This is a genomic window from Nostoc sp. LEGE 12447, assembly GCF_015206985.1.
Taxonomy (GTDB): domain Bacteria; phylum Cyanobacteriota; class Cyanobacteriia; order Cyanobacteriales; family Nostocaceae; genus Nostoc.
This window is the reverse complement of record NZ_JADEXT010000004.1, coordinates 150,229-168,414: the sequence shown is the minus strand read 5'-3', so window position 1 is coordinate 168,414 and position 18,186 is coordinate 150,229. Positions and strand designations below refer to the sequence as shown.

Annotated in this window: 13 protein-coding genes and 1 tRNA gene; 9 read left to right on the top strand and 5 right to left on the bottom strand. The window is 42.2% G+C overall.

Annotated features, from left to right (window positions below):
- Positions 1 to 86: 86 nt before the first annotated feature.
- The gene (locus IQ274_RS37265; RefSeq protein WP_265578522.1) at positions 87 to 212 is read left to right on the top strand and encodes a hypothetical protein; all 126 of its coding nucleotides are present in this window, start codon (positions 87 to 89) and stop codon (positions 210 to 212) included.
- A 64-nt stretch (positions 213 to 276) separates the two neighbouring features.
- Here IQ274_RS37265 and IQ274_RS07405 read toward each other — a convergent pair whose 3' ends face one another.
- On the bottom strand, positions 277 to 1,932 hold the full coding sequence (locus IQ274_RS07405; protein ID WP_194141962.1) for an iron uptake porin: 1,656 nt from the start codon (positions 1,930 to 1,932) through the stop codon (positions 277 to 279).
- Between the two features lie 345 nt (positions 1,933 to 2,277).
- Between IQ274_RS07405 and IQ274_RS07400 the strand changes: the two genes are divergently transcribed.
- The gene (locus tag IQ274_RS07400; RefSeq protein WP_194141849.1) at positions 2,278 to 4,632 is read left to right on the top strand and encodes a hypothetical protein; all 2,355 of its coding nucleotides are present in this window, start codon (positions 2,278 to 2,280) and stop codon (positions 4,630 to 4,632) included.
- A 61-nt stretch (positions 4,633 to 4,693) separates the two neighbouring features.
- Here the strand turns inward: IQ274_RS07400 and IQ274_RS07395 are convergent, their stop codons facing one another.
- On the bottom strand, positions 4,694 to 4,885 hold the full coding sequence (locus IQ274_RS07395) for a hypothetical protein (protein ID WP_163928624.1): 192 nt from the start codon (positions 4,883 to 4,885) through the stop codon (positions 4,694 to 4,696).
- A gap of 651 nt (positions 4,886 to 5,536) precedes the next feature.
- On the opposite strand from IQ274_RS07395, the gene thrC reads away from it, so the two are divergent.
- The 3 genes from thrC (at position 5,537) to IQ274_RS07380 (ending at position 8,000) form a co-directional block, all read left to right on the top strand.
- The gene (gene thrC / locus IQ274_RS07390; protein WP_012407520.1) at positions 5,537 to 6,628 is read left to right on the top strand and encodes a threonine synthase; all 1,092 of its coding nucleotides are present in this window, start codon (positions 5,537 to 5,539) and stop codon (positions 6,626 to 6,628) included.
- A gap of 345 nt (positions 6,629 to 6,973) precedes the next feature.
- Complete coding sequence (locus tag IQ274_RS07385; RefSeq protein ID WP_163928623.1) at positions 6,974 to 7,567, top strand: chromophore lyase CpcT/CpeT; 594 nt, start codon at positions 6,974 to 6,976, stop codon at positions 7,565 to 7,567.
- Between the two features lie 362 nt (positions 7,568 to 7,929).
- Positions 7,930 to 8,000: transfer RNA gene (locus IQ274_RS07380), tRNA-Cys, on the top strand.
- Positions 8,001 to 8,321: 321 nt separating this feature from the next.
- Here the strand turns inward: IQ274_RS07380 and hisC are convergent.
- Positions 8,322 to 9,383: a histidinol-phosphate transaminase gene (hisC, locus tag IQ274_RS07375; RefSeq protein WP_194141848.1), complete on the bottom strand. Its 1,062-nt coding sequence runs from the start codon at positions 9,381 to 9,383 to the stop codon at positions 8,322 to 8,324.
- Between the two features lie 604 nt (positions 9,384 to 9,987).
- Between hisC and IQ274_RS07370 the strand changes: the two genes are divergently transcribed.
- The 3 genes from IQ274_RS07370 (at position 9,988) to ssuE (ending at position 12,639) form a co-directional block, all read left to right on the top strand.
- Positions 9,988 to 10,566 carry an rRNA large subunit pseudouridine synthase E gene (locus tag IQ274_RS07370; RefSeq protein WP_163928620.1) on the top strand — a complete coding sequence of 193 codons (579 nt, stop codon included), beginning with the start codon at positions 9,988 to 9,990 and terminating at the stop codon, positions 10,564 to 10,566.
- A 269-nt stretch (positions 10,567 to 10,835) separates the two neighbouring features.
- Positions 10,836 to 11,993, top strand: coding sequence for an FMNH2-dependent alkanesulfonate monooxygenase (ssuD, locus tag IQ274_RS07365; protein ID WP_194141847.1), 1,158 nt, complete (start codon positions 10,836 to 10,838; stop codon positions 11,991 to 11,993).
- A gap of 79 nt (positions 11,994 to 12,072) precedes the next feature.
- Complete coding sequence (ssuE, locus tag IQ274_RS07360) at positions 12,073 to 12,639, top strand: NADPH-dependent FMN reductase (RefSeq protein ID WP_163928618.1); 567 nt, start codon at positions 12,073 to 12,075, stop codon at positions 12,637 to 12,639.
- Between the two features lie 676 nt (positions 12,640 to 13,315).
- Here the strand turns inward: ssuE and IQ274_RS07355 are convergent.
- On the bottom strand, positions 13,316 to 15,751 hold the full coding sequence (locus IQ274_RS07355; RefSeq protein ID WP_194141846.1) for a tetratricopeptide repeat protein: 2,436 nt from the start codon (positions 15,749 to 15,751) through the stop codon (positions 13,316 to 13,318).
- A gap of 411 nt (positions 15,752 to 16,162) precedes the next feature.
- Positions 16,163 to 16,561, bottom strand: coding sequence for a hypothetical protein (locus IQ274_RS07350; RefSeq protein ID WP_194141845.1), 399 nt, complete (start codon positions 16,559 to 16,561; stop codon positions 16,163 to 16,165).
- A 239-nt stretch (positions 16,562 to 16,800) separates the two neighbouring features.
- Here IQ274_RS07350 and IQ274_RS07345 point away from each other — a divergent pair, with 239 nt between their 5' ends.
- Positions 16,801 to 18,057 carry an alkaline phosphatase PhoX gene (locus IQ274_RS07345; protein WP_163928615.1) on the top strand — a complete coding sequence of 419 codons (1,257 nt, stop codon included), beginning with the start codon at positions 16,801 to 16,803 and terminating at the stop codon, positions 18,055 to 18,057.
- The last annotated feature ends 129 nt before the right edge of the window (positions 18,058 to 18,186 follow it).

The window sequence follows — 18,186 nt, the reverse complement described above, 5'->3', positions numbered from 1 at the left end:
TTTTATATTTGAAGTATTTAATGATACTAGGAAAATACCCTATCAGGTTTGAGGATATTTGCACACATCCTATAGGAAGATGCCCTATGAATATAATAATGAGTAAATTAATTCGGGATGTTGTTATGCACTGGATTTATATAGAGGTTTGGCTCACCGCCAAACCTTTTTTTATATCTCCAGAACTCACACAAAAATCGCCAAAAACTTGAATTTATCAGATGGCCCTCTCGTCTTATATGCTGTAAGCTCTACAATGTTTGTCTGCAAGCAAAATTAAAAACTAAAAGTACTCCGCAGAATGCCGATGGTAACTGAGTCGTTATCTGGTGTATTACCAGGCTGCAAGAGATGAATTATTCCTGGTGTAATGCTAATATTATCTGTTAGCTGGAAACGATAAAATGCCTCAATTTGAGTGGTAGTTCCTGGTTGTCCACCTGCACGTCCTAAACCAGTATTAATAAAATCAGGGACATTATTCCCTAGAGGTAGGTCGCTACTAGTGATTTTAGGAGGTTGACCGACATAAATTCCCCCCAAATTTCCTTTAGCAAATAAATCAGGGAAATTCATAAACACCATATAATTCGTCGTTTCTACATTTCCCGATTGCCCAGGAATGTAAGATTTAGTATAACCACCCCACGCACCTGCGCTAATGCGAGGTGAAATTTGCCAAGTGACAGTCGCACCCACGGCATTAGTTTGCAAAGGTGCTGATTTTCCGGTAGTGGTATTAACTGTAGTTAAGCATTCATCACCAACAAAGGTTAGCAAACAACCATCCGAAGAATAATTGTTGACGTAATACAAGCTTAAATCTAGAGTGTCAGTTGGTGTTAGCAGCAATTGCACACCAGTAGTTGTGGTTCCATCGAATAAACCGCTACTGTTACCGGGATTGCCTGGTTTATAACTAGTATAAATTGCCTGCAAACTAGCGCGTTTAGCAAATTGCCAATCAATAGCTATACCGCCGTGACCGTATCCCATATTTAAAATTGGGTTTCTTTGGGCAAAATAAGACAGCGGCCCTGTTGCAGCACTTTCTACCCGATTGGGGCCTCGGAAAGCAGCAGGCATACTTACGCCTTCTGTTCCCACCATTATTGCTAATTTATCCGTAACCAGCCAATGAAAATTGAGGTCACTTACAATCAAGCTATCTGTAGGAAATTCGTAGCCAAGTAAAACATCATTCCGGGAAACACTATTGGTAAATCTAGGCGAAGTTGTTCCGTTACCATCTATAAGACCTGTAAACAAGTAACTACTAGGAGTGATTTGACTAGTCAAATATAGTTGCGCCAAGGATATGACATTAATGTTTGTCCCGCCATCATCTGTATCTTTTTGTCCATCTCTAGGATTGACATCACCACGATTGCTAGTCCGTCCTTGAATACCAACTATTAGTAGTCCACTGAGTTTGGTTGTTCTTGAGAATTGATTTGCTTCAAGTTCGCCAGTTCTGGCTTCTAAACTATCGACACGACCCCGCAAAGTTGCTAATTCAGGGGCAAATTCTGATTGCAATTTTTGTAATGTTGCTAAATCTTCGCGGGTGACTAAATCGCTGGTGGCTGTAGTGATTAATTCGTTGACTCTATCTAAACAAGCATTCACACCGGCGGCGAATTCATACCGAGTTAAGGCGCGATTACCGCGATAGCTACTATCTGGATACCCTGCTATACAACCATAGCGTTCCACCAAAGACTGTAATGCTTGGAATGCCCAATCATTGGGTTGTACATCTTTGAGTTGAGAAACCGATGTAACTTGTGCCATCGGATTTATGGGGGAGAGGGGAGGAGAATTTAAATCTATACTCTCCTGCGCCTGAGTCGTTTCTGTATTGATGTACTCTTGTGCTGATGCTTTTTGGGCAACTCCATTTACTCCCGCAATGAGTAACCATGCGAGCATCCAGGTTTTGCGATGACTGCGGCTAATAAGTATACCTTTCAACTTTTTACACTCTGCTCACATACTTAAGTGAAGAGTGTATGCGCTATTGTCTAGCGTTCACATGGGAAAATTTACGTATTTTGTCCAAAATTAGACTTAATCTTTCTGGGCAACTTCTGAAAGGACGAGTATAACAGGGTATTGGGTATTGGAGACTAGGTACTAGGTACTGGGAACTGGGGACTGGGGGACAAAGGGAATTAGAGCCTCGGTCATACTTTGAACTGGATTTATCAACCTCAAAGACTCAAATCTCCGACTCCAGTCCCCAATCCCCAACCCCCAGTTTTTAATCCCCAATCTATGGCAAATCGTCCACGCAAGCTGACACAAAAAGCCTCTAAACAAAATAAACCTCATACAGGTGTGATGAAACGCATCGCTAAAAAACCCCAGAAAAAGCTCAAAGGGGGAAGTTGGTTGTCGTCAACGCTAGCGATCGCAATTTTGTTGAGTAGTGCTAGTCTAATTATGGTTTTCGCCTGGATTAGCGTTCTCTTCATCTTCAATCCAGACCAGGTAAGCTGGCTAAATAAAATTTTACCCGCATGGGCACAAATCCCCCTTGGCAACCACGAACGCCCCAAAACTCTCAAACAAATTCAACTCGATTTGAGTCAAAAAAACCAAATATTTGGCGAAATTCTGCCTTTACGTCAAGATGCCAAAGACTCTTTTTTACTGCCAGTTTGGCAACAGCGTGCTAATTGTCAATCAGATTGTAAAAAACTTGTGGAACTCAGGGTTTACGAGCTATCAGAAGAGTTAGAGTTTAAATCTCAGTCCGAAAATTACTACTATTTAGCCACTCAATTACCTATAACTGGGCCAGAAGAATCCTCTGTGATTTCACCCTCACTTGATGAAACATCAGAACCCCAAGATATCAGTGTTCCCCTACCTTTAACTAAAGTGCAACGCTTTGATGCTGGGACACCATCACCAGGGGTTTGGTTTAATTTGCAGGGTCAACGCCAACCAGGAACTGGTGCTTATGGTCAAGTTGTATACTACAATCCACAACGCACCAATTTACTACAAATGTTGTCTTGGACAAGTCCCAACGGACAATTACCCAGATGGCAGCAGGTAACTGGTGATGGTACAAAAGAGTTAGTTGTCGATCAAACTATAGGCTTAGAACCGCACTTACAGGTTTACCAAGTCAAGCCTGTGAAGTTATTCCTCAAACCAATTGAATTAGAGGCGATTACCCTCAAATCAGCAGCCCTCAAAGATTCTGCATACCAAAACGCCCTGTCAATTGCCCGTAGTGGACTATGGACACCAGCCTTTGAATGGTTGAAATTCATCAAAAAACAGCGCAAAGGAGTTTTTCCAGGGGTGGCGCAAGCGCAAATGGATTTGATTCGCTTGCATTCCCAACTTACTAAAACCCAAGCCCAGAAAAAATGGGCAAGTCCTAGTCAAGAAGTGCTAGCAGACTTGATTGATGGTCGCTGGGAGAAAGCATTACAGGTGTTTGAAGCGTCGCCACATAATACCCAAGAAATTGCGACTCTACTCAAAGCCGATAAAAAACGGTTGTGGAATCGCACAGCCGCAGCGTTGCGGGTGAACCCAAATAGACTGGATGTGCAAGCTTGGTTCGCTTTGATTTTGGCTGTTCAGCAGGGAGAAGAACACGCTAATTCCTGGTTAAAGACGCAACCAAAAATTACAAAAGATAATCTTGTCTATATTCAAGGTCTATTAGCAAGACTCAATAGTGAGGGTGCAAAGTCGCAAATATCCTCTACTCACCCTAGTCAGATTGTTGGTACAGTGCAACCAATTACTCAAGTTACTAGCAGTGAGTGGCTGCAACCAAATTCCTTAGCAGACTTGAAACTCACTGATAATCAAGTTTGGTATCAGGTAGAGGTGAGTGCATTTAATGACGGTAAAAGCTGGCTAAATTCCCCCTTTGAGAATTTGAACCCACCTAAAACTTCCGCCGCCAAATTTTTATGGAAAACTTTGGGAATCATTTCTGACCCGGAAATCCAGATTATAGTCTGGTTGCCAAATGGAGAACAAAAAATTACTATAGTCGCTATCAAAGCAGTGCAACTACAGGGTAAAGTTTTGCGCCTATTGGCTGCGGGCCCAAAAATTCCAGAGAATCAAAACGATGTTCTTCAACCCAAACCTCTAGCTTTGACAAATGCAGCACTGGAATGGGTACAACCATCTCCCATCACTCTAAAAGAACTGCATCAACAAAATCCCCAAGGGGTGAAGGTAATATTATCGAGTGTCTGGCAATCTTTACAGCAATCCGGTGAAGTTGCGGCTGGTGCTATTCCTACCTTTGAGCAGATGCAGGAAAAGTTGGGTGATTGGCCCGTTCAAGTGATTGATTTAACAAATAATGCTCAACCAGAAATAATACTGACTATCTCAGCAGCAGCAATAGCATCCTTGAATCAGTCTTCACCTGAAAATCAGGCGGAAAATACAGAACAACGCCGCGACCGGACTATAATTTTGTCCGATCGCAATCAAGTCATTTACACTGATTTTACCAGAAATGACTTACAAAGACTCTCTGCGATCGCCAAGCTTTCAGACGTGCAATCTTTAGCTTTATTAATTGAAAATGCTCATAACTACAGTCTGAGGCGCTGGTTAGAGAAAAATCAGCGCTTTGAATAGCACGCCCTCTAATCAAATTTAAATTAAAGAGGCACTGGCAATCGCTATCTCCAAAATTGACTTATTCTTTTTGGTTAGTTTCGGCTAGACGTTGGTTCTTCAGGTTTTCCAACTGCTGCAACAGAGAGTCTACTTCTGCTTGTAAATGCATAAATTTAGCTTGCTGATCGTCTTGATAATAAGACTTGGTTAGCTTACTCACCCAGTTAGCCTGGGACTGGCGATCGGAAACACTAGATAAACAAGTAGGCATCGCTAATTAAATCCACAATTTAACTCACACCATTAGAAATATTATAATAATGCTCTTTTAAGCTTTATTAAAATATTGTATATTTTTCATTAATTACTCTAATGGATTTTAGGTTCAATCATAAGAGACGGCGAGTATCATGGCTGTGTTCCAAACAGAATAGTGCCCTAAGTGTGCAAAGCTTCCGCCCACTTGACGATACTTAGCAATACTTAAATTGATTAGCCTGTCAATTATGGTTGTATGAATTATTATCGCTCTTTTTAGGGAATTTACGCAGGAATTATATGTAGACTATATCAAGAATTCTGCTAAATTATGAAAAATTGAGGACTGACACAGCAAAGATTTCCCCAATCCCCTTAAAAATATGCCTTTTTAATATCCACCTTTTTTGGCAGTAGCCTTGGGCAAGGACTCGTCCAAGGCTACTGCCAAGGAGAGACAGCACATTGCCTATTTAACTGGTATTCTAAATAAAAATGGCAAGTGAAACACCTGCACCACAAAAAATAATATTCTATAAGTAATATTCTTTTGGAATTAAAGAGCTGGGACAGGGCAAAGAAAAATTCACTTTCTTCCTCTTCCGCTTCCATCTGCCACTTTCTCTAAATATCGAATCCTTAACATTAAGAAATTTTAAATCCTGTGACTTTGAGCCTGTCTGTTGCTAAATCTCATCGCCAACCCTGGCCCGGACTGATAGAAGCCTATCGCCAATACTTACCTGTCAGTGAAAAAACCCCGGTCGTCACTCTTTTGGAGGGCAACACACCTCTAATACCAGTGCCAGCGATCGCAGAACGTATTGGCAGACAAGTACGGGTTTTTGTAAAATATGATGGTCTGAATCCTACCGGCAGCTTCAAAGACCGGGGGATGACTATGGCAATTTCCAAAGCCAAGGAAGCAGGAGCAAAAGCAGTAATTTGTGCCAGCACGGGTAACACCTCAGCCGCCGCCGCCGCTTATGCAAGGCGTGGAGGGATGAATGCCTTTGTATTAATTCCCGACGGTTATGTAGCACTGGGCAAGTTAGCCCAAGCATTACTGTATGGTGCAGAAGTATTGGCAATTAAAGGGAATTTTGACCAAGCGCTAGAAATTGTCCGCGAAATGGCCGAAAGCTATCCGGTAACTTTGGTAAATTCCGTCAATCCTTACCGCCTAGAAGGGCAAAAAACTGGAGCCTTTGAAATCGTCGATGCGCTGGGTGATGCCCCAGACTGGCTGTGTATCCCTGTTGGCAATGCGGGAAATATCACAGCATATTGGATGGGGTTTTGTCAATATCATCAAGATGGCAAGTGCGATCGCTTACCCCGAATGATGGGATTCCAAGCCGCAGGTGCAGCTCCATTAGTACACGGTCAGCCCGTGGCGCATCCCGAAACCCTAGCGACAGCAATTCGCATTGGCAACCCTGCTAGCTGGGAATTAGCGATCGCAGCCCAAACCGCAAGTCAGGGAAATTTCCATGCCGTTACCGATGCAGAAATTCTCGATGCTTATCGACTTTTAGCATCATCAGAAGGTATCTTCTGCGAACCTGCTAGCGCCGCTTCTGTAGCCGGATTATTGCAGGTAAAAGACCAAATTCCTACAGGAGCGACAGTGGTTTGTGTCCTCACAGGCAATGGTCTAAAAGACCCAGATACAGCCATTAAACACAATCACAGTCAATTTAAACAGGGGATTGCAGCAGAATTGGGCGCAGTCGCCGAGGCAATGGGATTTTAAGTAACCTGGAAATACCAGCGATTGTAATATCTAATGTAAAAATTGCGTAGGCAAAGCCCACCGGAGGTATCGCAGGCAATATTTTTTAGTCTGGCGAGTGTCAAAATAATCCCAAATTGCCAAATGATTGCGATAGATGAATTCACACTAAGCAAGATGCAGCAAGGCAATCCCCAATCAAAAATCAAGAATCTAAAATCCAAAATGGTATAATCCTAAAGAATTTTTAATCAGCTGGTTGATCATTTTAATAATCACCAACAAACAAAAGGATACAAGCCCCTAAATTTATTTATGGGGATTATTAATTTTGAATTTTGAATTTTGAATTTGGAGCGAAGCGACATGACTCATTCTACTGATATTGCCACCTTAGCCCGATGGATGTCAGCTGACTTTAGTAATCAAGAACAAGCTTTTGAAAATCCGCCTTTTTATGCCCACATTCGTGTGTGTATCCGTCCCCTTCCCTTGGAATTGTTCTCAGGAGTAAGTTTGTTTCTCGAACAAGCTTATGATTTTATGCTCAATCAACCCTACCGGATGCGGGTAATGAAATTGATTCCGGCAGAAAACCACATTGCTATTGAACACTACACCGTTAAAGAAGAACAAAAATTTTACGGTGCATCTCGTGAACCCGAACGCCTCAAAGAGTTGTCTGTTGACCAACTGGAAAAAATGCCAGGCTGCAACATGATTGTAGAGTGGACAGGTAAGAGCTTCAAAGGCAGGGTCGAACCTGGTAAAGGCTGCATTGTGGTTCGTGACGGCAAAAATACTTATTTAGATAACGAATTTGAGATTGACGCTAAAGAATTTTTCAGCCTCGACCGAGGAAGGGATTTAGACACTGATGAGCGTCTGTGGGGTTCCATCGCCGGCCCATTTCACTTTGTCCGATGGGCGAATTTTGCCGATGAAGTCAAAGCTAATTAACGCACTACATGTTCAAAGTAAGCCGTTTGTGGGTAGATGTTGATGAACGTGTATTTCACGACATTCCCACTTACAACTGTTAATTTCTTGATTGATATTCTTAAAAGTAGTGTCGAATAGGTGGTCTGAAAGACGCTCCTAGCAAGGAAGCACAGGTTAAATGCTAAATTATCACAGAAATTTGGATTAGCGATCGCTAATCCAGATATAACGAAAACCTGGATGGTGACACAAGACTACCAGAAACATCCAGTTAACCCACTATCTCTACCTCACAATCTTGTGCTACTATTGTTAAGCTGACCCTATTGCCTCCTTAAGATATCAAACTAGTGGGCAAAAAGTCATTATATTGTCGATGTGGCGGCATAGCCAAGTGGTAAGGCAGAGGTCTGCAAAACCTCCACCCCCGGTTCAAATCCGGGTGCCGCCTTAAGGCTTTCAGCCTTTTAGGACTTCCAGAAACAACACAAAACACATTTTTGATATTCAAAGTGATATTCAAAAAAAGGGTAGCTTGACTTATTAAGGATAAATAGACATCCAAGTGATATCTAATAATGAAGTCCCCTAAGTTACCAGTTACTCTGTCCTATGGTCTCTATCAAAAGCTCAAATCGCTTTCAGCAGTTAATAACATCTCTATGGCCGCTCAAGTCAGATACCTCATCAGTCAAGCCAGTTACCCTCAAGGAACTACAGGCGGGTCTACAGGAAGTCAGAATATCAATGATTTAGATGCGTTCCCCCTGTCCTAATCCCCAGTCCCGAACAAATAAATCAACGCTTCTACTAGAACTTGATTTTGTTCATCTGTGCCAACAGTAATGCGTAATTTATCATCTAGCCCAGGCTGCTTGAAGTAACGGATTAAAATTCCCTGTTCTTTCAGTTTTTGATAGAGATATTCTGCGTTTTTTTGTGGAGGCTGTACTAGCAAAAAGTTAGTTTGGGAATCCCAGATATGAAAACCTAATTGTTTCAAGTCTGTTGATAGCTGATTCCGCGATGCTTTAATCTTTGCCACACAAGCATTTTTATAAGCTTGATCGGTAATAGCAGCCTTGCCAATTGCACAAGCGATCGCATCGATATTATAGCTATCCTTCACTTTAAACAATCCCTGCAACAGTTTAGGATTCGCCACTCCAAATCCTAATCGCAGTCCAGCCAACGAGTAGCCCTTAGAAAGGGTACGAATTATGATGACATTTTCGTATTCCTTTACCAAAGCCAACGCATTCTCTTCAGTAAAATCTATGTATGCTTCATCAATCACCAAAACTCCAGATAACTGGCTGGCTAATTGGCGCAGCTCGTTAGTTGCTACCAGATGCCCCGATGGACTATTCGGCGATGCAATGAATGTGACAGAACCATTGGCAGCAACCAGTTCTTCCAAAGGTAAACTGTAGTCCTCACTGTAGGAAATTTCAATAATTTCCGCAGCCTGCATTTCTGCCAATGTACGATATAGCACATAAGTTGGCATAGGATAAACTACCTTCTTTCCAGGTTCTGCACAGGCTCGAATTACTACGCTCAACAATTCGTCACTACCATTGCCTACAATAATCCAATCGCTAGGAACTCCTAAAACTTTACTTGCGGCTTCTCGAAATTCCCCGCCGAAAGGTTCTGGATATCGCCGCAACCACTCTTCCTCAATATTTTGCAGTACAGCTAGTGCCGCAGGGGAAGGAGGATAGGGGTTCTCGTTGCTGTTGAGTTTAATTATCTGTGTACCGCGTTGGGGCTGCTCACCGGGAACATAGCTAGCCATTGCATCAACATTAGAGCGAAAGTAATTAGTCATAGGGCATTGGTTGTGTATCTTAAGCAAATTTCAACCCACAATTTCTGACGATATCGTATTTTGTCGTTTACAAAATACGGCTTTAGGATTTACATACTATACAGAGGTATGTTGTAAATCAACGTAAATACGTCATTTCAAGTGTTTATTAATCATTAATTGATGTTGAAAGAGGCAGGAGGCAGGAGGCGCAAAATGGAAAAGGGATTCAAACCCCAACCAAATTGTAAGCGCCGTGTAGACGGCGGGGTTTTAAACCCTTGTTCCCTTCTCTTCTCTACGAGAGGCTACGCCAACGAGACGCACTCGCGTTCGGTCACGGGCAGGAGACAGATAGCGTAGCGTAAAGCCTGCGGCATAGCTACGCTTAGAGCGAGTCCGCGAGCGTCGGGCAGTTTTCCTCCTGCCTCCTGCCTTCCTTGATAAATAAACGCACGTCGTCGGGGCAATTTATGAATTTGCCCCTACAGGGGAAGTATTTGAACGCTTATTTCCCCTCAAAAATGTTTAGATATCGTTAGAAAATAGAACTAGGGGGCAAAGGAGCAAGAAAAGAATAACAATATCCAATGACCAATGACCAATGACCAATGACAAATGACAAATGACAAATCATTACCGATATATTATTTTTTACAAACCCTATGGCGTTCTCAGCCAATTTACAAAAGATGCTCCCACACATAGCACCCTGAAAGATTATATAGATGTACCTGATGTCTATCCTGTAGGACGCTTAGACTGGGATAGTGAAGGATTACTGCTGTTAACAAATGATGGACAATTGCAACATCGCCTTGCCCATCCGCGTTTTGGTCATAAACGTACTTACTGGGTACAGGTAGAGCGAATTCCAGATGAAGATGCGATCAAAAGGTTGCAAACAGGCGTAAAAATTCAAGATTACCGCACTCAACCAGCACAAGTTAGGCTCTTATCAAAAGAGCCAGAGCTACCTGAACGCACCCCGCCAATTAGATTTCGTAAAAATGTACCGACAGCTTGGCTGGAAATGACTTTGACAGAGGGAAAAAACCGTCAAGTCCGGCGCATGACTGCGGCTGTTGGGTTTCCGACTTTGCGACTGGTTAGGGTCAGCATAGCCCACCTACGATTAGATGACTTACAATTGGGTCAATGGCGCGACCTCACTACATCTGAACTCCAATTTATTTCTGTTTAGAGACGACAGGAAAAGGGCTAAGGAGCAAGGGGAGATCAGGGAATGAGAGGGAAAAGGGGGCAAGGTAAATAACCATACTCAATTCCCGATTTCCAATCTTTGCGATCGCTATCTTAATTAAAGACAGCTTAATATACATTGGTTTGATAGGAATACCGGAGTTTCTAAAAAAACTTCTTGCGGGCTTTTGTAGAATATGTGATACTCTACATCTATAAAGAAAACACGGTAGTTCTATCGTTTTACCGTAGTTTAAAAGGACAGGATTCATGCAGCTACTATGGTTCATCCCAACCCACGGCGACGGACGTTACCTTGCAACTGCTACAGGTGGAAGGGCAGTAAGCTTTCCCTATCTGCGGCAGATTGCCCAAGCGGTGGATGACCTTGGTTATACAGGGGCATTACTGCCCACGGGACGTTCTTGCGAAGATGCTTGGATTGTAGCGTCAACGCTGGTATCGCTGACACGACAGATGCGTTTTTTGGTGGCGATTCGTCCCGGCTTGGTATCGCCTGGAGTAGCGGCGCGGATGGCGGCGACTTTTGATCGTCTCTCTGGAGGACGCTTGCTGATTAATGTTGTGACAGGAGGCGATCCCGTAGAGTTGGCGGGAGATGGCTTGCATTTGGATCACGATCAGCGCTATGAATTAACAGATGAATTTTTGACAGTATGGCGAGCGATCGCTAGTGGAGAACAAGCCAATCTTCAGGGCGATTATCTCAATATTCAAGATGGGAAACTGCTGTTTCCACCTGTTCAAAAGCCATATCCACCTTTGTGGTTTGGCGGTTCCTCTCCTGTTGCTCAAAAAATTGCTGCCAAGCACGTAGATGTCTATCTAACTTGGGGCGAACCACCGGCGCAAGTAGCCGAGAAGATTGCATTAGTTCGCAGACTTGCAGAAGCAGAAGGCCGGACTTTGCGGTTTGGGATTCGTTTACATGTGATTGTGCGCGAAACCGAGAGTGCAGCCTGGGATGCAGCCAATGATTTAATTAAATATGTTGATGACGAAGCGATCGCTAAAGCCCAAAAAGCTTATGCCCGGATGGATTCAGTTGGACAACAACGGATGACTCAATTACACCACGGTAATCGTGAGGCTTTAGAGATTAGCCCGAACCTCTGGGCAGGAGTTGGTTTGGTGCGGGGTGGTGCGGGAACAGCCTTAGTAGGCGATCCCCAAACTGTAGCGGCCAGAATGTTGGAATATGCAGATTTAGGTATTGAGTCCTTTATCCTCTCTGGTTATCCCCACCTAGAAGAAGCTTATCGAGTCGCAGAACTTCTATTTCCCCATTTGCCCTTAGAAAATCTGCCAGCAGTAGAAAAGCAACATGTCTTGAGTCCATTTGGCGAGATTGTGGCAAATGAAGATTTCCCTAAGCAGCATAAAGAGAAAGCCACATCCATATCCTAGTAAAGTTTAGGTTATTGGTTATTCCCCATTCCCAATTCCCAATTCCCCATTCCCATTTAATACATAGGAGTTTAATTGAATGACAAATATTTTAGCGATCGCAGGTAGTCCAACCCATCCATCTAGAACTTATGGTTTGGTCGAATACAGCGCCAAGCTTTTACAACAAGAAGGCTTGGATGTAGACATTATTTCAGTTCGGGATTTACCTGCTGAAGATTTAGTTTTTGGACGATACGACAGCCCTGCTTTAGAACAGCCAAAAGCTTTATTAGCAAAAGCAGATGGTGTGATTATAGCCACCCCAATCTACAAAGCTGCTTACACAGGAGTGCTAAAAACATTTCTAGATTTGCTCCCACAAAAATCATTGACAGGTAAACCCGTATTACCAATTGCCCTTGGTGGAACGATCGCTCATTTATTGGCAATTGAATATGCTCTGAAACCTGTATTATCTGAATTAGGAGCGCGGCATATCTTAGCTACTGTTTATGCAGTAGACAAACAAATTCAACGACAAGCTGATAACAGTGTCGTCTTAGATGAAGAAATTGACCAAAGGCTCAAAGATGTCCTCAAAGAATTTGTTAAAGCTGTAGCTTATGATGCCGCCGCGCCTCAAGAATTGGTTCATGCCAATTAAATAATCAAGTTTATACCTCCGTTTACTTGTAGCAGACGGGTAATTTCTCCCCATCTGCTACCTTTTTTAAAAGTTAATCAAATTAGCATAAAATTCTATTAAAATAACAACCTGACTGTCTCACCACTTTGCATCTAAGTTTAAAAAATATTTTTTACAACTAATTTAAGATTGCTATAGATATCAAAATTGTCTCCTAACTCTACCCGTAGTAGATTAGTTAATTTAACTAATCTACTATTTTTTCTTTTGAGATTTTAAAATTGCTATCAGGATATGAGAAAGTTTACCAATAATATAGGTTGGATAAAGCTAATACCTTACCCAACCAAAGCGTGATCGCTCTTAATAAGCTAAAAAACATCTAATTTGCATAATCGAATTAAATATAACTCTTGTGGGGTGGGCGTACTGGACACATTCTTCAGTGCAAGTCACACAAGCATGAGTTTGTCTTTGTTTGGGCTTGCAGCTAGGAAATCTTTATGAGCCTGATTATTAATTTCCTATAGGACTCATATTTGATTTTTGAAAAAACCCTGTACAACTCAAAAGCCTTCTTTCCTATTGCCTCTTGCCTTCCCACCCTACGCCAACAAAAAAAAGCGGATTCTTATATTAGTCTTCTTTTTAATTGAATAGTTAGTTATTGTCTTCCACAACGACTATTTAGAAGCTACACGCAACCCATATTTGATATCTTATCACTGTTACAATGCCTGCTAACGCAGATAAATAAACTAGATTGTGAAGTTGAAATTTTTTCAACTTGCTTCGGAGCTTTTATTTCAGTAAATAGTTGAATTCCTTGATTAAAATTAAATTTACTTTCATCAGGCTTTGCCATCTTTTGATAAGTTAAACCTAATTGATAATAAGCTTCAGCTAGATCGCACTTAGCACCTATTTTATCCAACAGTTCGATTGCTTCTCTATGATGAGCCAGGGCTAATTCAAAATCTGCTTTTTGTCGATTAATTTCTGCTAAACCATTGAGTGTCTTTGCTTTCACCTGCATATAGTGGCTTTCTTCAGCAAAATTTAAAGCTTGCTGTAATATTTGATTTGCTTGATAAAACTCTCCTAAATTGACGTATGTTTGACCCAAAATTTGCATGAAATAGACAAATCTCCCAGTCTGTTCTACCAGCTTTTCGTTCGTAATATTCTGATAAGCTACATCTGCTAATGCAAAGGAGGCATCACGCAAACCTAAATAAGAATACACCAAAGCTAAACAAACTGATGCTTTCTCTGCCCAGCGATGATGCTCAGTATTTTGGGCTAAGTAAATTACTTGTTGAAATAAATTTGCGGCTCCCTCTAGTTCCCACAAATCTATTTTGTAAAGACCAATACTTAATAAAGAATCTACCTCTAGCATCCTCAGATAGTAAACTGGATGTTTATTTTCTGGCTGAGGTATAAGTGATTTGAGTGCTTGGGTTGCCAGAGTAATAGTCTTTTCTTGACAAGCTATCGCTTGACTAATCTTACCTGTTATCCAATATAAGTCGCCCAGTATATTATAGAGTTCACTGAGGTTTTGGTTATTTTCCAAATTGTTAACAACTTGATTGATTGCCGCCAGTATCGGTTGAATTAAACCCATCCGATACAACGTACTACCAAGAGGCAAAAATTGCTGCCATTGATTATTTCTGCTTTTTAAAATTACCTTACCTGCTAACTCAAACTCATTAATTTCTATATAATGATAATATGCTTCCAGAGCTTGCAAAGCATCTTTAAAGGTTTCAATTTGTTTAATACTAGCTGTCCAAAATTCTGCGGCTTTGTGATTGGCAATTTCCCATTCATCGCTAGGGCGTAAACGTGCGATCGCTTCTTTCCGAATCACCGGATGCAACCAATATTCGCCTTTTTCGCACTCTACCAAAGACCGATTTCTCAAGGAGACGATGATTTGGCGATGTTGATCGGGTGGAACATCCCAAAGTAAACAAAATAACCCTTGTGATGGGATAGTAGGTATATCTTGGTAACGATAACATCCCAAACGACAAAGTAAGCGATATGCTTGGGGGTCGAGGACTTGCAAACGATTGATTTGACTAACCGCTAAATTTTTTAAGTCGGTTGCTGCTAAAGGATCAGCATGATTTTCTTGCCAATAAAGAACCATGTCACCGCCAAAATCCTCCTGAATCGAACCGCAGAGAATTCCCATTGCTTTAGCATTACCGCCATAAGTGCGATGCATGATTTGCAAGGTTGGTGAGTCGATGGCTAATCCCCGGTTGCTAAAAAACTGTAGCCATGCGCTTTGATCCAAACCAGGAAGCCGATAGTGATTCACATTCAACCCAGGTTCACAAAGGCGATCACGGCTGGTAATCAAGGTAACAGATTGCACCCTGGCATCAGCCAACACCCGCAATAGTTCTACATAGTTGCGGTGAGAAGCAATCAACCTACCTTGTTGATCTAATGCAGGTTCCAGATTGTCAATTAACACCCCAATCCGCCGATTGTGGAGTTCGCGCTTGAGTCGTCCCAATGTAACCCCAAATTCTACCCCAGGTTCTTGATCAAAATCTTGTTTGAGCCATTCCTCTACTACTCGTTCGGCGGGGGTGATATTTTGCGTTTCCTTCGCCATCAGCAGTTCCAAAACCAAGTCAAATTCTTGATGAAGATATTGCTGCGCTAGAGTAGTTTTGCCTAAGCCTCCCTCACCTTGGATGACAATGACCTTTGATCCTTGATTTACCAAAGTATTCAGGTGAGCGATCGCTGCTGCTCGTCCAATAAAATTGGTATCCTCTAATTTTGGGGTGGGATGTGGCGATCGCGAGTAATCAATCAGACTTGATGATATTGCAGTCGTTTTTCTCAGAACCCGTTCTAAAGTAGCGCGACAATTACTTTTGGTTATCTTTTCTCGCAATACTTTAGAAAGCAGCTTCCATAACTGAGAACCAGCATCCTTGGCGTGTCCTTCGGTACAACCGTAAGAATGAGCGATATCTAAGTATTTTCTACCCAACCAAACTTGCACAAGAATCACTTTTTGCAAATCGCTCAACCGTTCCCCAGTCTGAGGGGGAATTGTGGCATCTAACCATGCTAATGCTGCTTCAGCGTCCATTGTGTAACGACAAGGATAGTTCAGATTTTAGGGACAACTATAAATTACTCTACAGTTATGTTGCGGGAGTTTTCGGATAAGATTCTGTAAACCCGACTTTTTTCCCGACTTTTGCAAACTTTATTCAAAATTCAGCCGCAATTTTCATTGCTTCTTGTGAGTGCAACTAAGAGGATGTTTGAAAAGTTATTAGTGATGTATCAAATCCTTTTAGATCCCCCTAAATCCCCCTTTTTAAGGGGGACTTTGATCCGGTTCCCCCCTTTTTAAGGGTGGTTAGGGGGGATCAACAAGTGTCTAAAATCACAGCCAAATACTTTTCAAACAACCTCTAATGGAGTCTCTTGCAAAAGCTAGTTTACCGACCCAAGAAATTAATTCAGCATCACCAGTTCTTTAATACGTTGTCAATTAACTCAATCTTGTAATAGTCAAAATTAATGTTCCACGATTGTTAAAATACATTATTGGAACATCATTGGCATAACAAAACAACTCCCCACTTGAAGAAGCTTTATATTTCTCCAATTTCTTCCCAATTAAGAACTCTTGTTCACCAGACTGGCCAATATTCCCAATTAGGGAAAACCAGTTTTCGTTTGGTTTTCTGCGGAACATCTCAGCCCAACGTAGCCACGGTTTTGTATACCCATCTGCATCACTTCTAATCTTGGCATCATACCAAAACTGTTCTCCTTGTACTTCAAACTTATAACTTGCTCCTATTTCTAGAAAAATACCAGTGGCGTTCCAGTATTTCTGAGCGTCTATTATTGTTTCTGATGAAGAGCCAATTTGTAGTTTTGTCATTTTTGTATTAATTTTACATAATTGTAACGATAGAACCGGAACTTCACTTATTACATACGAATAATCACTTGCCGAAGAAAAAATATTAAGGAGATAAGTTTAGAAATTTGTATTACTTAAATGCCTTAAATAATCTTTTTTTAACCTCTTATTAATTTGAAAAACTTACTCTTCCTAGATAATTGAGGCTAGCTATTTACAACAAATTAAGCCTCATTCAAAATATCAGGGAGTATACATTGAATCTATCGAGACGTCAGTTTTTTACTTTGGCAGGGGCATCTGCTACAGGTGCCGTCCTTCTATCTCCTTTGCAAGCATTCTATGCTAAACCCGCGATCGCTGCGGGTCCCTACGGCAATTTAGTGTCCGACCCCAATGGAGTATTAGATTTGCCAGCTGGATTCACTTACCGCAGACTGTCCGAAACAGGCCAAACGATGAATGATAGTTACCTAGTACCGGGTGGTCACGATGGTATGGGTGCTTTTGCCGGGTCTAATGGCAATACGATTCTAATTCGCAATCATGAACTCGGTACTTCTGGCAACGGTGTGGGCGCTCCCAGTGGCAGCAAGTACAACTCAAATGCAAGGGGCGGTTGTACTAAATTGGTTGTTAATTCTTCCCGCAACCTGCTAGAACATCGGGGTGTCCTGGCGGGAACTATTCGCAACTGTGCTGGTGGCCCTACGCCTTCAGGGTCATGGTTAACCTGCGAGGAAACTTTTGAAAGCAATAACGGTAAGAAGCATGGTTATGTGTTTGAAGTTCCCAGTAGTGCAAATACTTTTGTCACTCCCGTCCCACTAACCGCTATGGGGCGTTTTAATCACGAGGCTGCTGCTGTAGACCCCAACACAGGGTATATCTACATGACAGAAGACCGGAGTGATGGGCTGTTCTACCGCTTCATTCCCAACCAAACCAACAACCTGAGTGCTGGCGGCACGCTATACGCTTTAAGGATTACAGGGTCATCTGGAATTAACACAGCTACGGGTTTCCCAAAAAATACACCTAGGGCGGTGAACTGGGTACAGATTAGCAATCCTGATCCCACATCTGATACTGTCAGAACAGCAGGGTATAACAGCGGTGCCGCCAGATTTTCAGGTGGGGAAGGCATCTTTTATGGCGGTGGTTATGTCTACTTCACTTGCAAGAGTGGTAGTAGTTCTGGAAATGGTCAGATTTGGCGTTATTCGCCCGCTAATAATACCGTTGAGCTATATATTGAACCAAACAATTCTGGTGTACTAGATAATCCAGACAATATTATAGTTTTCCCCAACCGGGACATCTTCCTCTGTGAAGATGGGGATGGAACGGATTACATTCTGGGCATTACTCCCAGTGGCAGTCTTTATAAGTTTGCTAAAAATGCCCTCAACACATCAGAGTTCGCCGGAGTCTGCTTCTCCCCCGATGGTCAGACGATGTTTGTCAACGTACAAAGTCCAGGAATAACCTTTGCTATCTGGGGGCCCTGGTAACGCTACCTCCTATTTCAGTGTCTAGTCAGGGGAGAGAGCGATCGCCCTGGCTAGGCTCAGACAGCGATATTTTCTATAACCAACTTTTTCCCCGACTTTTGCAACCCCATCACATAAAACTGCCGACTT